Source organism: Paenibacillus sp. PK1-4R (assembly GCF_030369595.1).
Lineage (GTDB): Bacteria > Bacillota > Bacilli > Paenibacillales > Paenibacillaceae > Paenibacillus.
The window spans coordinates 6,909,554-6,925,828 of sequence record NZ_CP126535.1; the positions used below are offsets into that span (position 1 = coordinate 6,909,554).

Genomic DNA, 16,275 nt, shown 5'->3' on the forward strand with positions numbered 1-16,275 from the left:
TTTTTTTGATCCCCTCTTCCAAGGTGAAAATTTGTTCCTAAAGGCGAACACTTTGTTTCTTCAGGTTTCTTCTGTCGTCTTCGTTACGTGAAGACTCCAACGGTTTCCCATGCTTTTTTGCATTTTTATAAAATGGTCTTGCATATCGCCGCATCCCGGCTTCCAATTGAATCAAGATACAGCGTCTATGTACAACAGAACGGACACGCCATTCTGTCAGTGACTCTATCAATCATGCTCTCGCATTCTATGACATGCCATTTCACACGCAAAACAGCCAAAATCACAATGCTCCTCATATACTAAACACGTCAAATCACAAAAAGTTGCATATTTACGAAAATTAAAGCAAATTTCCGCTATAACGCGCTTAACAATAAAGGTCCATAGTATCTATCACCACAAAATCCGGTCCGCTAAGCGCCATTTTGGCAAATTTGAAGAACTTTTTCACCCCTGCATAGTCACAGGTTCAGCATACACGTCTCATCACACAAATGTTAGCGGCAAAAAGAGGAATGTTTTCCATCAAGCCTGACTACAATAATAGTAAAAGACAATTCGAAGCTTCATAGAGGAGGATATATATGGATCGCACACGTACACTCACAGCCATGGATGAAGTTCATATGGCGGCCAAGCTGGCCGATCTCAAAGAAGAACACTATCGCAACACACTTGCACTCAGTACCATCATCGAACTGCTTATTGATAAAGGAATTCTGACCCGCGAGGAAGTCGAGCGCAAAGCCGCCGAACTCGACAGCTTTATGGCTCACCCACCCTATCCCATGGCGTAGGACGGTCATAATAGGTATCACAGAGTTTGAACTCATGATCCCGATAAAAACATCCACGGCTCTCCATCGCGTCGCGCACCGACATTTTCGCCAAGTCCATCATATTATGATCTCGGCTAAGATGTGCCAGATACGTGCGCTTGATGCGTCCGTTCATCAGTTCACTAAGCGCTGCCCCTGCTGCTTCGTTCGACAAATGCCCAATGTCACTCAAAATCCGGCGCTTGGTGTTCCACGGATAACGCCCCATACGCAGCAATTCGACATCATGATTCGCCTCCAGCACCAGTACGTCAGAATCTGCGATCGCATCGCGAACCTTGTCGCTCATGTACCCGAGATCCGTTGCAACAGACAGCTTCTCCGTACCATCATCGAACGTATAACCTACCGGCTCAGCCGCATCATGCGAGATCCCGAAGGATTCCACGCGCAGTGAACCAAAATCATGCTTTTCACCCGTCTCAAATACCCTCCGGTTTTCCTCTGGAATCGCCCCAACCGACTTCTCCAGTGCCGCCCACGTATTCAGATTCGCGTAGATTGGTAAATTATATTTCCGAGACATCGCGCCTAGTCCTTTAATGTGATCGGAATGTTCATGTGTAACCAGAATCCCGTCCAGTTCCGCCCCAGAAATCTCCCTTTCCTGAAACAGTGCATCCAATCGCTTCGCACTAAGACCCGCGTCAATCATGAGTGAGGTACCCCCATGTTGTATGACTGTGGCATTACCTGTCGAACCGCTGGATAACACGGTAAAATATATCCCCATAACGCATTACTCCCCTGGTTTGTCTGTCTTGGGACTGAATACATCCCCACTGATGCCCTGCACGTACAACACTTCGCCACTTTCCAGCACGAACCGCCATGCCGGCATCGCTACCTGTATATCTGAATTGAACAACTGGCCGTAATAGCCCAGCTGAATATCTTTGACAATTGCATCATTTGGCAAAAAGTTCTCGATCAGTGTTCCCAGCGCCTTCGACGCCGGAAGCACCTGCTGATCGCTCTCCTCTGCGGTTGTAATCCGCACTGGAGTTTGACGGTAACCCGTTATTTTCTGGTCGCTGTAGAATAGCTCCAGACTCACATTAAAGAGCGGCCATTTGCCATCCACCAGTGGGTGAAGCACAAAAGCCCCATCCTCGGCCATCAGCTGATCCAGCCGATACGTCCCGATCTGTGGAATCTCACGCTCTAATGCATCTTCCAGCTCGCTCTGCGAGAAGATTAACTTGCTATCTACAGGCTGTTCCAGTTCCATATCCACGCCAGCCTTGTCCTCTTCAATGAACTCATAGGACAACTTTGGCAGCTTTGGCGTTTCATTCGGAATCGGAGCCAGCACCTGAATGCCCTTCTCTTCCATCGCCTGCTGTGTATTATCTGCCAGTGAGGTGAAGTCCAGATTGGCTCCGGCCGTCTCGCGCGCATCCATCCAGATCTGGTATCCCAGCACCAGATTGAGCAGCAGAAAGGCATAGATCAACACATTTTTCGCCCGTCCCCAATCCAAAACATTCACCTCCGTCCATTTGATAAAAGCAACTAATATCACACTGGCCCACTCCGTGGTCAGAACAACCTTCCGATCGCTGTTATCCCCAAATTTCTTGATTCCCTTTTCCTAAGGAAGAAATCCGGCGATAAAGGCGAACGCTTCGCTTCTCCAGCTTTTTTCTGCCCTCTCCGTTATCGTGTGACCTTACACCTCGCTCGGATATCGAATGACTCCATTACCCTACAACCCATCAAGAAACGGTGGTTTCCTCCCCGTTTCCAAAGCGGATTACCCATACCGGAATCAGCTTTAGTCCGTCCTCAATCGAAGAAGGACGATAAGCCGGGTACACGTCCACAACCTGGCGATTCTCACCTGCCACCTTTTTAATAAGAGCTTTCAGCTTGTCTCCGCCAGGCAACTTTACCGATTTCTTCGTCTCTGCGCCTTCGTTCAGGTATTCCAGCGATCGTTCATAGCTGGATACCGTCTCCTGCTGCATCTCCATGGTGATCGTGCCAAAGCGGAACTGCATGGAATCCATAATCGGATAGCTGCCATAATACTGTTGGAATTCAAGCCGCGTCTTACTGTCGGCGGTCTCCAGCATCATGCGCGACCGGCCTTTCCAGCCACCATGCTGATTCACAAAATCAACCGCAGACAGCGCATCCTTCGCGGGATCAATCTGTCCCGCAGGCGGTGCGGCCGGATCGGTGTAACTAATCCAGCGTTGTTCCTGTTTTACTTGCAGGCTACGTTTACTATCCGTGTAGATCTCCGATCCATCTTTTTCCCGGATATTCCGGGTCATACTTGGATCGAAGAACAGACTACGCTGCATCTGCTCAACCGTGAACTGACCTGTTGGCACATCCGCCTCAATCGTCTCCAGAGCTTCCGCCGGGATATAATACCCGCCATCCATCAAGGTATATGGCGTCCAGTTCGTACCAAAGTCAACATGCTGCTGCACGTCTTGTACTGTAAGGTCTGCCTGCGTTGCTTCGTATACCACGTCTCCCTTGGCGCTGAAGAACAGCGCGTGGGCCTTTGTTTCATTTTTGGACGTATAGATCGAGATTCGGTTAATGGTCTCGCCTTGGAATAAGGAATCCGTCCCGAGCCTCATCACCCGCTGTAACAATGCTACGGGAATACCTTCTTTGAACGATAGCTCAAACCCAGGGTTCTCCTTGCGAATCTGATCCCAGTTCACCGATTGCACACTGCGGCGCTGAAAATCATCGAAAGCACGCCCCTGTAACCGTGAATAGATCAACTGATAGAACGTATTGCCAGGGTAAAACACCGTATGTTTATCCTCACCCAGATGAATAATCATCTGATCGGGGAAGATCAATTCTTCAATATTGCGTTCCTGACCCATATTTTCCGTCTTCACATAATTCGTCTCTGACGTCACGATGGAATCCCCGCCTCCGGGCAAACGGTAGATCAGGAAATAACTCTGAACCAGACTGGCTACGACAAGGGTAGCGAGCACCAGGGATTTAATCCGTTCCTTCACGGTGCTCACCCCCTTTCTCACGCATCGGCAGTGTGAACGTTACTGTTGTTCCCACATCTACCTCAGAATCCAAAGAGATGCTGCCATCATGCGCCTTCACAATTTCCCGGGCAATGGACAGTCCTAGCCCTGTGCCTCCCATACTGCGGGAACGAGCCTTGTCCACCCGATAAAACCGCTCAAAAATGCGATCCAGATCACGCTGTGGGATACCCATTCCGGTATCCGATACCGAGATGGCAAGTGCATGTTCATCACTGCGTCTAGCCGCAATCGTAATGGTGCCGCCTTCCAATGTATATTTCAGCGCATTGGACACGACATTATCCAGCACCTGATCAATCTGGTCGCGATCCAGCGGAACAGCCGGAATATTATTCTCTACAGACAGCACAGGCTGAATATCCTTCTGATGCATCTGGAATGAGAATCGATCCGTCACTTCCTCCAGCATTTCCAGAATGTCGGTTGGCTGCTTGCGCAGTAAAGCTTCCTTGGAATCCAGCCGAGATAGATGCAGCAGATCCGTAACCAGTCGTATCATTCGCTCCGTCTCGTTCTGAATAACACCCACGAAACGACCGGCAAGCTGTGGATCTTCCAATGCACCGTCATCCAGTGCTTCCGCGTAACTCTTGATCGTGGTCAGTGGTGTACGCAGTTCATGGGATACATTGGCTACGAATTCACGCCGGGATGCTTCAAGTTCTTCCTGCTCGGTAACATCCTGAAGTACGGCAATGGTACCCGTGATTCCCCGTTCACGCCGATGAACCGGTGTGAACGTCATCCGAATGACCACAGGCTCTTCTTGTCCTGCGGGTGCAATCTGCAGCAAAGTTGAACCTGTGAAACCACTCGCGAGAGCTTCCGCATCTTCCGGATCAATGCCGAGTAATATGGCAAAGTGTCTTCCTTCAATATCCGCAGGATGCATACCCAGAATGCTGCTGGCACGACGGTTTACGAGAATGACTTTACCATACTCATCCGTAGCCACCACACCATCACTCATATTCGTCAGAATGGAGGTCAACTTCTCCTTCTCCTCTTCATTCAGTGAAAGTGCATCCCGAAGCCTGCTGGTCATATAGTTAAAAGCCCGACTGAGCTGACCAATCTCATCCGTGCCAAATACAGGTGTCTGCTGATCAAAGTTACCTTCTGCGACCGCTGTCGCTCTCCGAGTCACTTCCTTAATCGGCTGCGTAATCGTATGGGACAGGATCACGCCAAGCACCGCCGTTAACACCAAGGCAATCAGAATGCCGGAGATAAAGATTTTGTTGATTCCCTCCATCGTGGAATACAGCTCGTTCATGGACGCCGCGATGTAGACCGCGCCAATGATCTTTCCGCCGGATAGCACCGGCTTGGCGACGACCTTTTTGCGAACATTATCCTCGTCCACGATGTATTCCTCATTATCCCGAATGCCTTGCAGCGCACGGCTGACAACGGTTTGGGTGTTTTTGCGCCCCACATAATCCGAATGTGAACTTAGCGAGGTCGTGAGTACCTTGCCGCTGGCATCCAACACCTGAATCTCGGCACCGTTAATGTTGAACAGGTTGTTCACCAGCACACGCAGATTTTCCGTTTTGTCCTCGCCGGCCTCTGCTTCTCCACCCGCCATCGTCTCCCCCACGAGAACCGACAGCATTTCCGCACGCGCCTGCAAGTCTTCCGTAAAGTTGCTCGTTAGTGAGTTCTTCATCGCGCTCACAAAATAAACCCCGATCAATTGCATCGCAATCAGAATCAGCAGTACATAGATAATGATCAATTTCGCCTGAATCGTTCGGAAGAACGAGAACCGCGCGAATCGGCCCATTATATCCCCACGCTTTTGGCACTGCGCACGAGATAACCGAGCCCGCGGCGTGTCAGAATCGTTTCCGGTTTGCTCGGATTCTCCTCAATCTTCTCACGCAGACGACGAATCGTTACATCCACGGTACGTACATCACCAAAATATTCATATCCCCACACCGCTTGCAGCAGATGTTCCCGTGTCATAACCTTGCCGGAATGCTTCGCCATATAATAGAGAAGTTCATACTCACGGTGGGTCAGATCGAGCGGTTCCCCGCCTTTGTAAGCCGTATACATGTCCATATCAAAAGCCAGATCAAACAGCCGCATGACCTGCTTCTCTTCGTCTTCGTGCGCTTCTGCCGTAATCGCAAGTTTTTGCCGTCTGCGCATCTGTGCCTTCACCCGTGCAAGCAGCTCACGCGTACTAAATGGCTTCGTCACGTAATCATCCGCACCCAATTCGAGCCCGAGCACCTTGTCGATCTCGCCATCTTTGGCGGTAAGCATAATGATCGGCATCTCCAGATGAGCGCGCACCTCACGACATACATCCATACCGTCCTTGCCCGGGAGCATCAGATCCAGCAGCATCAGATCCGGTTTCTCGGATAACGCCAGTTCAACCGCACGAATGCCATCAAATGCACAGATGACCTCGTACCCCTCTTTTTCCAAATTAAACTTCAGAATGTCCGCGATGGGTTGTTCATCGTCCACCACTAAAATCTTCCCCTGCATCGGCTAAGTTCACCCCTATATCCTGCTTAATCCGCGTTAGCGTTTATATCTCTCTTCTATGTTTAGCTTGTACCAAGCCTGCTTGATTTGTTTCTCTAGTTTGTTGTTTATACTCTATAGTTTAACATACCTGAAGCACCGTCACATCCCGATCCGAGGGTTGGAAGGTCTTTCATCTGAAAATTTTTTACAGCAGCAAAAAACAAGGCCAGCATTATAGCCAACCTTGCTCTACTTAAGCTCTATATTAGTTCAGATACGTTAACGGATTTTCTACCGTTCCATTCTTAATAATCTCAAAATGCAGATGTGTTCCGGTCGAACGACCCGTGTTGCCCATAACGCCGATACTCTCGCCTTTTTCAACCACTTGTCCAACCTTAACGCCAATGCTGTTCAAATGTCCATACAGTGTTTCGTATCCGTTACGGTGGTTAATAATGATGACATTACCATAACCGCTTTTCTGTCCAGCAAAAGTAATTACACCCTCGTCAGACGCTTTCACATCGCGGTTACCTACCAGATCGACACCTTTGTGCTGGCGACCCCAGCGTTGTCCAAAGCTGCTGCTCATCGTTGCATTTGATACCGGCCAAGCAAATTCACCTGTGCCCTCACCAACAACTTTTGTTCCGCTAAGGACCACTTCAGTTACAGCTGCTTTAATCACTTCCTGACCAAGCCACTCTTCCTGAACAACTTCACCATTTTCTTTGGTTATACGGTACTGCATGCTTTTCAACCCGCTTTGTCCAGGGCGCACGACTTTTGTTGTACCTGCTTTCAACTCAGCACTTTTGCGCACTTCCACCTGCGGTTTGATCTCAATCTGTTCAACAACCTGCTCAACCGATTTAACGGTTACTGCCGGTTTCGGAACGGTCAGGGTCAGTTCGTCTCCGATTTGAAGCGACGTTTCCTTGATGCCCGGATTATGCTGACGAATCTCGCTTTGTGTAATTTCATACTTGGCAGCGATCGAAGAGATCGTATCTCCTTCACGAACCACATAAGTTACAGGCGCGTCTTTACCAACGGTTAATGCTTTAACCGCCTCGGACACGTCCCATATTTTGTTTGGATCAGCCTTCACCACATCTGTCGCTACATCTTCCTTGATGCCTACCGACTTCAGGGTTGTACTTGGTCCCTCGTTTTTCTTCGAGGAGTTAGCCGATACCGACTTCGTCTTCAGCGAACTTCGCACAGTCGATGCCGATATGTATTTGCTCTGCACTTGTTCCAGGATTGCATCTGCTGTTGCCTGATCCTTTACAATACCAATGACTTCACCGTCTACCTTGAGCTCCACACCTTTGGCATAGGCTGTCAGCATGTCACCCAGTTTATCCAGCGTCTCTTCACTGTTCACTTCAGGTTTATACGCTCTTACCGTTTCAGTTGTGATGCCATCCGTGTTCAGCACCATTTCTGCATCCGGATATTTATTTTGATATTCCTCAGTTTTGTCTGTAAATAGTTGTTGTAATTGTGCCTCATCTGCAATGGTACCAATCTCGCTACCTTTAACCATTACTTTATAGTAAGGTACGGTGTTTGCAGTAACATATTGTTTGCCTGCGAACCCGAGCGATGCTGCGATGAATACACCACATGCTGCTGTAATGATCCATTTGCGCGAGGCCAGAACGCGCTTCTTATTCACACTGAAGGTGGACATGCTCATGTTGTTTTTGTCTTCGGCCGTCCGGTGTTCCCCGGATTGTTCGTGTACCCGGTCTTTGCCCGGTTGGCGTATGCCTCTGAAACCTTTCATGATTCTCTCCTTTTCAGCACTTCTCAGTTCGCATTTCTGTCAAGACATCACCCATCGTGTCTGTCCCATGCTTGTTGATACTTGTATTGGGTGTCCGCAAAATCAGGACTTTAGCTGCGCTCGTAAAAGTGTCAAAATTTTAACCTTTTATCACACCCGTATACTTTAACACAGGTTTTACACTCATTTCAACTCTACACGTCACACCGCAAAGCCACGCCCCGCTTGGTTTCCCTGAATTATCCATAAGATAGTACGGCTGGTCCATCACCCATTATGCCTCAACATCCGCTGTACTATGTACTTTTGCCTGCAATTTAAGACTAGGTTCTAAGACCCAGTGAAATATGCTTTATTTTTCATAAAAATACAAATAAAATCCCTCACCAGATCAACTCTGATAAGGGATTACGTAAACAACCTGATTGTGGTTTATCTTAAACTGGATTTCATCCCATGCCACAATAGAAATTAACTTTTATGTCTCTATTCTTTGACTGCAAGAATTACAAATCGCTTCTGCTGTACTTCCCAGAATCCATTGTGCTCCATCTCCGTATGAATATACATTAATGGCTCACGGAACTGTTCTACCTTGAAATCAGGTACTTGCCACGGGATGGTCTTTAGATAATAGACCAGTGCCCCTATATCATAGAAACGCTGCGCGGGAGTTGCTTCCCGTTGCTCCAGAATACGGAATCCACACTGTTCCAGCTGAAGAACAGCACGATCCAGCTCCCATCCAGCGTAATCCACGGGCATAGGAATGCCGAGCCGATCATTGATCTCCCTGCAATCTGACCAACCTACCTGTTGAGTCAGAAACAGTCCACCTACCGATAGAATCCGCCTAACTTCCTGCTCATCATACGACTCATGCCGATTAAGAATCAGATCGAATTCCCCGTCTACAAAAGGAAGTTGCGAATCATCAGTCACCGGAAGCACCTTCACACCTAACGGCTGTAAACGTTCCTCTGCAATAGGTATATTCGGAAGATAACCTTCGGTCGCACATGTGTATGGAGGAAGTGGAAGGAGTCTGGACAGCATTTCTCCTCCACCCGTCCCCATGTCGAGCATTCGCTCTGTCTGATTCATCAATCGGCGCGCCATCGTTCCATAGGACCAAGGCAACATTCCGCTCTGAAGTCGCTCACTTCCTGTTACATAGCTAAAATCCCAGCCACTAAACGGCTGATCCGCCTCTTGCAACCCTTGCTCGTATCGCTCATTCGTCGCCTCGGTAAACTTTTTTACTGATGGTTCTGAATTAGAATGATATAAGTTCATGTCCAATAAAACCTCCAATTAGTGTATTCATAAACACAAGTCCATCGGATCTCTTGAATGCACCTATGAACGGAGGTCCACGAATTGGATTGGAGGTTTCTGCAATGTTGCCTGAACGTTTTTATATGTTGTGCTCTTTACCTTTATATTTCATACACTGTTCCCTCCTACAGGCATTTCCAGTATTTATTTAAATAAATTATATTCAATCACCATCGACAAGTCCATTACATTATGAATCAGGCGATACCCGTCTATGAGTACGCCTGCTTTACCTACCAATCTTATTCTGTTTGCAGTACTTCCATCAGGTTGTCGTACTCTTCACTGGTCAGGTACTTCGAGATCACCTGTTCAATCTCACGCAGTTCCTGTTCCGTTAGGCCACCTTCCATGGCGCCTGAGATCTGTTGCATTTCTTTCTGTGGCAGCTTGTTCATGAGCAGGCTGAAGATTTTTTCTTTCTCCTCTGCTGGCAGCTTGTCCTTCGCTCCTGTGATGTCATCCGGCGATACTACAATGGCGTCACTGCCTGAAGAAGCACCGCCGCTGGTCGATCCGGTTCCGTTCCCCGAAGCTGAACCACTACCCTGATCTGTTCCTGATTCATTACCCGTGCCCGTATCCGTCCCATTGCCTGCACTTGTGCCTGAGTTTGATCCTACGGTCGTATCTGTACCTGAACCTTCCCCTGTGCCCTCGTTTGAGCCGCTCCCTTGGGACGCATTGTTGCCTGCATCTACGTCAGATTGACCGCTCTCTGTCCCGTTCCCCATAACTGAAACAGCATCTTCCGGAACCTGCTCTTCGTCCGCTCCTGTCGGCTGATCTGTCTTCCCATTTCCCGATTTATTCCCCTCGCTGGTTTTACCGCCCAAGGCACCTTGGAACATGGCGGTTAACCCCATGGGTTGACCTTCCCACTGAATATTGAAACTCGCGAGTAGCGACTTCGCATATGACTGTACAATTAATCCGGTCGTGAGCAGTGTTAATGAACTGACCAGCACCACGGTTAGCAAGATTTTAACAAACCACACAAGCAACTTCATTCCGTTCTCTCCCTCCGATTATCCCACCCGTCTAACATGCGCATGTCGGGGTCTGTGACTCTACTGTTAACCAGTATTGACGGAAATCTCGGGATTATATCCGAAAAACATACAAAAAACCTCCAGTCATCGCTATAAAAGCAACAACTGGAGGCTTAACATGCCTAAGTCAGCAGAGGATTCTATTTTATAATTCAAGAAACAATCTCTCTATTTCTTCGATTACTCGTAGATTGGAAGTACTTGATTCGTTTGCTCACGGTTACGACCAACGGAGAAGATGGCAATTGGAATGCCTGTCAGTTCGGAAACACGTTTTACATAATTCTGTGTGTTCACTGGCAGGTCTTCGAGTTTCTTCGCTCCAGTGATATCTTCGCTCCAGCCTGGCATCTCTTCGTATACCGCTTCACATTCTGCCAGCATTTTGAGGCTTGCCGGATAGTGTGTGATGACCTCGCCGCGGAATTTGTATCCTGTGCAGATTTTTACGGTTTCCAGACCTGTCATTACGTCCAGAGAGTTCAGGGACAGACCTGTGATTCCACTGACACGACGCGCGTGGCGAACAACAACACTATCGAACCAACCTACACGACGTGGACGTCCAGTTACCGTACCGTACTCATGTCCTGTCTCACGGATTTGGTCACCGATTGCATCATGCAATTCCGTAGGGAATGGGCCATCTCCTACACGGGTTGTGTATGCTTTCGCTACCCCAATGACTTGCTGAATACGAGCCGGGCCTACGCCAGAACCGATACATACGCCACCTGCGGACGGATTGGATGATGTAACAAATGGATAAGTTCCTTGATCAAGGTCCAACATAACGCCTTGTGCGCCTTCAAACAATACCTTTTTGTCCTCATCAATATATTCATTAAGAACAACAGATGTATCACGTACGTAAGGACGCAGAATTTCAGCATATCCGAGGTAATCTTGCAGAATCTCTTCCACATCAACAGGCTGACCGCCGTAGACTTGCTCGATGACACGGTTCTTTTCTTTGACCAGATGACGCAGTTTCAGTTCGAAATCTTCAGCATCCAGCAGGTCAACCATCCGAATACCAATACGAGCTGATTTGTCCATGTAACATGGGCCAATTCCTTTGCCAGTCGTACCGATTTTGTTCGGACCCTTGCTCTCTTCTTCGAGTGCATCCAGTACCATGTGATATGGCAGGATGATATGTGCGCGCTCACTGATGGACAGGTTCTTGGTTGTGAAATCATTGTCATGAATATAATTAATTTCTTCGATGAGAGCCTTCGGGTTGATAACCATTCCGTTACCAATAACACACGCTTTATCCGTGTAGAAAATCCCTGATGGAATCATCGTCAGTTTATATTTTTTGTTATCAATCAGAATTGTATGACCCGCATTGTTACCACCTTGATAACGAGCCACCACATCAGCGCTCTCCGCCAAATAATCCGTGATTTTACCTTTTCCTTCGTCTCCCCATTGCGTTCCCACTACAACTACCGTTGACATAGTTAACATTCCTCCGTGGGTGCCTTGCGCACCTTTGTATTGGTCTGTCCGTCCTCTATCCCGGCAGGCGTGTTACGCAATAAACCGACTGAGAAGCGTGCTAACGGACAGTAAAAATGTCCTTCCGTTACATTCAAGGGAAGGTTTGCGCTGCTTTAACGCAGCAGTATTAGTGTACCAGTACCCTTTTTCAAAGTCAAATCAAATGGCGAACAATTAGATATAGTACAACTGTAATGTTCGGGATTTACCCACTATTTCGACACAAAAAACCGGAGACTACAGTCCAAGCTTGCTTGACTGCTATCACCGGTTCAAGGATACCCATTTCAATGTGAATCTATATCTGGTATTTATAAGACATGTTTGAGTTTAGTGGCTCTAATGGTTGATCTTCGGGACAGACGATTTTGCTTCATGACCAAAGCCGTCAGCACCTGCCCGTTACATCGCGAAGGCGTCATTGTGCGCCCTCTCGTAATTGACGAATTTATTAAAGTTTTTCAGGAAGACCAGTTCCACCGTACCTACCGGACCGTTACGCTGTTTAGCGATAATGATCTCGATAATATTTTTCTTCTCGGTCTCTTGGTTGTAGTAGTCATCCCGGTACAGGAACGCTACGATGTCGGCATCTTGCTCGATCGAACCCGATTCCCGCAAGTCACTCATCATCGGACGTTTGTCCTGACGTTGCTCTACACCCCGGCTCAGCTGGGACAAGGCAATAACTGGAACTTCCAGTTCCCGGCCAATCTGTTTCAGTGTACGTGAAATCTCGGATACCTCTTGTTGACGGTTCTCCCCTGCTTTACCACGTCCACTAATCAGTTGAAGATAGTCGATCAGGATCATGCCAAGGCCTTTCTCTTTCTTCAGGCGACGGCATTTGGCACGAATATCCGCTACGGTAATCCCTGGCGTATCATCTATGAAGATGTTGGCTTCTGACAAAGCTGCAATACCCATCGTCAGCTTCTGCCAGTCTTCATCACCCTTGAAATCACCCATACGCATCACGCTGGCATCCAGGTTGGCTTCCGCACAGATCATACGTTGCACCAACTGGGCAGCTGACATCTCCAGACTGAAGATGGCTACCGTCTCCTGTGCTCGAATGGCAACGTTCTGAGCGATATTCAGGGCAAAGGCCGTCTTACCTACGGAAGGACGGGCCGCTACAATGATCAAGTCACTGCGCTGGAATCCGGCAGTCATTTTGTCCAGATCAATAAACCCGGAGGGAATACCTGTCGTTGTCCCCTTATTCTGATGAAGTGTTTCCACACGATCAAATACTTCCATCAGTACGTCCTGAATGGCTATAAAACCACTACTGGAGCGACGGTTGGAGATCTCCAGAATGCGACGTTCAGCTTCTCCAAGCATCGCTGCAACATCTTCGCCGCCTGTATATCCTTCACTCACGATCTGTGTTGCCGTACGAATCAGGCGACGCAGCATCGATTTCTCTTCGATAATCTGAGCGTAATAGTCTACGTTCGCGGCTGTAGGTACACCATGGGCTAGCTTAGCCAGATAACTAACGCCCCCGATGTCCTCCAGCTCACCTTTATCCTTCAGAAGCGAAGTCAGTGTCACGAGGTCAATCGGTTGATTTCCCTCACCAAGCTGGATCATCGCTTCAAAGATTAATTGATGGGGCTTATCATAGAAATCCTCGGTTTGCACCCGTTCCATCGCTGTAATCAGGGCCTCGCCCTGCAACAGGATTGCACCCAGCACGGCCTGTTCGGCTTCCAGGTTCTGCGGGGGAATCCGGTCGAATAACATTTCTCCGCCCATCTTACTCTTCCGTTACCTGTACCTTCAAGGTTGCCTTCACTTCAGGGTGAACCTTGACAGTTACTTGTGTTACGCCGAGTGTACGAATAGGCTCGTCCAGCTCAATTTTGCGTTTGTCTACTTTCAGACCCTTTTTAGACAAAGCTTCTGCGATCTGTTTGCTGGTAATGGCGCCGAACAGACGACCACCTTCGCCGGACTTGGCTTTCAGTTCAGTCACTTCTGCTTCCAGCTTTTTCGCAAGTGCTTCCGCTTCCGCTTTCTCTTCCTGTTTGAGTCTTTCCTCAGCCGCCTTCTGGTTGTCCAGTGTCTTCATGTTGCCGTCCGTTGCCAGACGTGCGATTCCCCGTGGCAATAGGAAGTTCTGTGCGTAACCCTCAGATACTTCTTTCACTTGCCCTTTCTTGCCTTGACCCTTCATATCTTTTATAAAAATGACTTTCATTCGAACAGCCCCTCTTCCTTTTCGATTTCAGCCAGTACGTTCGTCAGCCGTTTTTCTGCCTCTCCAAGCGTTCCTTCAAGCTGCACGGCAGCATTCGTCAAATGTCCGCCACCGCCCAGTCGTTCCATGACAACCTGAACATTCATGCGCCCCAGCGATCTCGCGCTGATGCCAATCAGTCCATCAGGACGCTCACTAATCACAAATGAAGCGACCACGTCAGTCATGTTCAGCAATGTGTCCGCCACCTGGGCGATCATCATCTGTGAAATCTTGCTGCCAGGGTCTGTGACCGCCAGCGCAATGTTTCCATATACCATTTTAGCATGCTTTATGATTTCTGCCTTAGCAATATATTCTGACAGATCCTCTTTCATCAACCGCTGGATCATAATGGTGTCCGCACCGCTACGGCGCAAGAAGCCTGCCGCTTCGAACGTTCTGGACCCCGTGTGCAGTGCAAAATGCTTCGTATCCACCGTAATCCCGGCAAGTAGAGCCGTAGCTTCTAGCGGAGTGAATTGTACCTTATCATGAATGTATTGCAAGAGTTCGGTTACCAATTCGGCAGCAGAAGACGCATAAGGTTCCAGATAGATCAACACTGCGTCATTGATGAACTCTTCGCCACGGCGATGGTGATCCACAACTACGACACGGGTAGCAGACTGTACCAGTTTCGGTTCCATGGTCATGGAGGCCTTATGAGTATCCACCACCACCAACAACGTGTGCTCGGTCATCATCTGGGTTGCCTGTTCCGGTGATACAAATGCTTTGGATAACTTCTCGTCCTTGTTCACTTGCTCCATCATGCGTTCAATAGATGGATTAATTCCATCCAAAACAATCCGTGCTTCCACATTGTACAGACTGGCCGCTTTCCACACTCCGATGGATGCGCCGATCGCGTCCATATCCGGAATTTTGTGCCCCATGATGAGCACCCGATCGCTCTCCTGCATGAGATCACGCAGCGCGTGCGCAATAACGCGGGCTCTTACCCGTGTCCGTTTCTCCACTGCGTTAGACTTACCGCCATAGAAAGACAGGCGTTGTCCGGACTTCACGGCAGCCTGATCACCACCACGTCCAAGCGCCATGTCCAGACTGGACTGTGCCAGTTCTCCCATCTCGCTGATGCTATCCGATCCAAACGCCAGTCCAACACTGAGTGTCATTGGCACTTTGAGGTCAGCAGTCATCTCCCGAACTTCATCCAAAATGACAAATCGGCTCTGTTCCAGTTCCTGCAAAGACTTATGATTCAGCATCAACAGATAACGATCAGAAGACAGACGGCGCAGGTACACTTCGTACCGCTTGGCCCATGACGTAATCTCGCTAGTCACTCGAGCAATCAGCGCTGTACGCTGTTGATCGTCCATGCCTTGGGCAGCCTCGTCCAGATTATCAAGAACGAGAATTCCCAATGCAAGGCGTTCATTTTCATATTTATCACGAAGAATGGCTAGCTCTGTAATCTCGTATACATATACATACCGCTCCTGCGGGTTATGAATAACTCCATAATGCCGATCATCCAACTGGAATTCGTCATGCAACTCCTTGGATGAATGTTCCTTCGTCCCATCCTTCTTCTCTTTAGGCTGAGGAAGTTTGGGAAACAAATTAAGTAGCGGATTACCCACCATTGTCTTCTCCTGGAACATCTCCGCGACAAAGCGGTTATGCCACTCTACCGTACGATCTTCGCTGTACAGCACAATTCCGAATGGAAGCATGCTGACCGCTTCCCCCTCCATCCGTTTGATCCGAATAGATAGGCCATTAATGTAGTCGTTAAGCTCACGGCGGAACGCGAGCTCCGCCTTAATCATGACGATTCCCAGCGCCGAAGCCAGTATCAGACTAATCAAACCAAGCGTCCAGTTATAAATGGTAACGAACATAACGAGCAACAGCAGCAGTATGAACGCCCATACGGTATAGTAGCCGTGCCAGCGTTTCTTCAGAAATTTAGGCATGA

The 16,275-nt window shown here is 48.5% G+C and carries 13 protein-coding genes; 1 reads left to right on the plus strand and 12 read right to left on the minus strand.

The annotated features are described in order from the left end of the window. The first annotated feature begins 587 nt into the window (after positions 1 to 587). Positions 588 to 800: a hypothetical protein gene (locus QNO02_RS30010; protein WP_036611899.1), complete on the plus strand. Its 213-nt coding sequence runs from the start codon at positions 588 to 590 to the stop codon at positions 798 to 800. Here QNO02_RS30010 and QNO02_RS30015 read toward each other — a convergent pair. From QNO02_RS30015 to QNO02_RS30070, 12 genes are all read right to left on the minus strand, one after another. Next, entirely contained in the window at positions 769 to 1,575 is an 807-nt protein-coding gene (locus QNO02_RS30015; protein WP_091035273.1) for an MBL fold metallo-hydrolase, read from the minus strand. The genes QNO02_RS30010 and QNO02_RS30015 overlap by 32 nt on opposite strands. Positions 1,576 to 1,581: 6 nt before the next feature. Continuing rightward, the gene (yycI, locus tag QNO02_RS30020; protein WP_036612041.1) at positions 1,582 to 2,325 is read right to left on the minus strand and encodes a two-component system regulatory protein YycI; all 744 of its coding nucleotides are present in this window, start codon (positions 2,323 to 2,325) and stop codon (positions 1,582 to 1,584) included. Positions 2,326 to 2,560: 235 nt separating this feature from the next. Next, positions 2,561 to 3,841, minus strand: coding sequence for a YycH family regulatory protein (locus QNO02_RS30025; RefSeq protein ID WP_289390782.1), 1,281 nt, complete (start codon positions 3,839 to 3,841; stop codon positions 2,561 to 2,563). Continuing rightward, positions 3,825 to 5,675 (minus strand): cell wall metabolism sensor histidine kinase WalK, encoded by a 1,851-nt coding sequence (gene walK / locus QNO02_RS30030; RefSeq protein ID WP_289390783.1) that lies wholly within the window; start codon positions 5,673 to 5,675, stop codon positions 3,825 to 3,827. The genes QNO02_RS30025 and walK overlap by 17 nt, the downstream gene beginning before the upstream one ends. Continuing rightward, a complete protein-coding gene (yycF, locus tag QNO02_RS30035; protein ID WP_017691453.1) occupies positions 5,675 to 6,397 on the minus strand; it encodes a response regulator YycF in 723 nt (240 codons plus the stop codon). Before yycF ends, walK begins: the two co-directional genes overlap by 1 nt. A 247-nt stretch (positions 6,398 to 6,644) precedes the next feature. Then, positions 6,645 to 8,177 carry a peptidoglycan DD-metalloendopeptidase family protein gene (locus tag QNO02_RS30040; protein ID WP_289390784.1) on the minus strand — a complete coding sequence of 511 codons (1,533 nt, stop codon included), beginning with the start codon at positions 8,175 to 8,177 and terminating at the stop codon, positions 6,645 to 6,647. A gap of 486 nt (positions 8,178 to 8,663) precedes the next feature. Beyond that, on the minus strand, positions 8,664 to 9,473 hold the full coding sequence (locus QNO02_RS30045) for a class I SAM-dependent methyltransferase (protein WP_289390785.1): 810 nt from the start codon (positions 9,471 to 9,473) through the stop codon (positions 8,664 to 8,666). 284 nt (positions 9,474 to 9,757) lie between these two features. Further along, on the minus strand, positions 9,758 to 10,525 hold the full coding sequence (locus QNO02_RS30050) for a hypothetical protein (RefSeq protein WP_249913155.1): 768 nt from the start codon (positions 10,523 to 10,525) through the stop codon (positions 9,758 to 9,760). 222 nt (positions 10,526 to 10,747) lie between these two features. Beyond that, positions 10,748 to 12,034 (minus strand): adenylosuccinate synthase, encoded by a 1,287-nt coding sequence (locus tag QNO02_RS30055; RefSeq protein WP_036671866.1) that lies wholly within the window; start codon positions 12,032 to 12,034, stop codon positions 10,748 to 10,750. A 444-nt stretch (positions 12,035 to 12,478) separates the two neighbouring features. Further along, a complete protein-coding gene (gene dnaB / locus QNO02_RS30060) occupies positions 12,479 to 13,840 on the minus strand; it encodes a replicative DNA helicase (RefSeq protein WP_036611922.1) in 1,362 nt (453 codons plus the stop codon). Between the two features lies 1 nt (position 13,841). Next, complete coding sequence (rplI, locus tag QNO02_RS30065; RefSeq protein WP_036611925.1) at positions 13,842 to 14,285, minus strand: 50S ribosomal protein L9; 444 nt, start codon at positions 14,283 to 14,285, stop codon at positions 13,842 to 13,844. Continuing rightward, positions 14,282 to 16,273, minus strand: a complete 1,992-nt coding sequence (locus QNO02_RS30070) for a DHH family phosphoesterase (protein WP_076252179.1) — start codon at positions 16,271 to 16,273, stop codon at positions 14,282 to 14,284. The genes rplI and QNO02_RS30070 overlap by 4 nt, the downstream gene beginning before the upstream one ends. Between the last annotated feature and the right edge of the window lie 2 nt (positions 16,274 to 16,275).

What these genes read in the sequence shown, in the direction of transcription:
- QNO02_RS30010 (WP_036611899.1), top strand. Translation starts at nt 588, where the DNA reads ATGGATCGCACACGTACACTCACAGCCATGGATGAAGTTCATATGGCG.
- QNO02_RS30015 (WP_091035273.1), bottom strand. Translation starts at nt 1,575, where the DNA reads ATGGGGATATATTTTACCGTGTTATCCAGCGGTTCGACAGGTAATGCC.
- walK (WP_289390783.1), bottom strand. Translation starts at nt 5,675, where the DNA reads ATGGGCCGATTCGCGCGGTTCTCGTTCTTCCGAACGATTCAGGCGAAA.
- yycF (WP_017691453.1), bottom strand. Translation starts at nt 6,397, where the DNA reads ATGCAGGGGAAGATTTTAGTGGTGGACGATGAACAACCCATCGCGGAC.
- QNO02_RS30040 (WP_289390784.1), bottom strand. Translation starts at nt 8,177, where the DNA reads ATGAAAGGTTTCAGAGGCATACGCCAACCGGGCAAAGACCGGGTACAC.
- QNO02_RS30045 (WP_289390785.1), bottom strand. Translation starts at nt 9,473, where the DNA reads ATGAACTTATATCATTCTAATTCAGAACCATCAGTAAAAAAGTTTACC.
- QNO02_RS30050 (WP_249913155.1), bottom strand. Translation starts at nt 10,525, where the DNA reads ATGAAGTTGCTTGTGTGGTTTGTTAAAATCTTGCTAACCGTGGTGCTG.
- QNO02_RS30055 (WP_036671866.1), bottom strand. Translation starts at nt 12,034, where the DNA reads ATGTCAACGGTAGTTGTAGTGGGAACGCAATGGGGAGACGAAGGAAAA.
- dnaB (WP_036611922.1), bottom strand. Translation starts at nt 13,840, where the DNA reads ATGGGCGGAGAAATGTTATTCGACCGGATTCCCCCGCAGAACCTGGAA.
- rplI (WP_036611925.1), bottom strand. Translation starts at nt 14,285, where the DNA reads ATGAAAGTCATTTTTATAAAAGATATGAAGGGTCAAGGCAAGAAAGGG.
- QNO02_RS30070 (WP_076252179.1), bottom strand. Translation starts at nt 16,273, where the DNA reads ATGCCTAAATTTCTGAAGAAACGCTGGCACGGCTACTATACCGTATGG.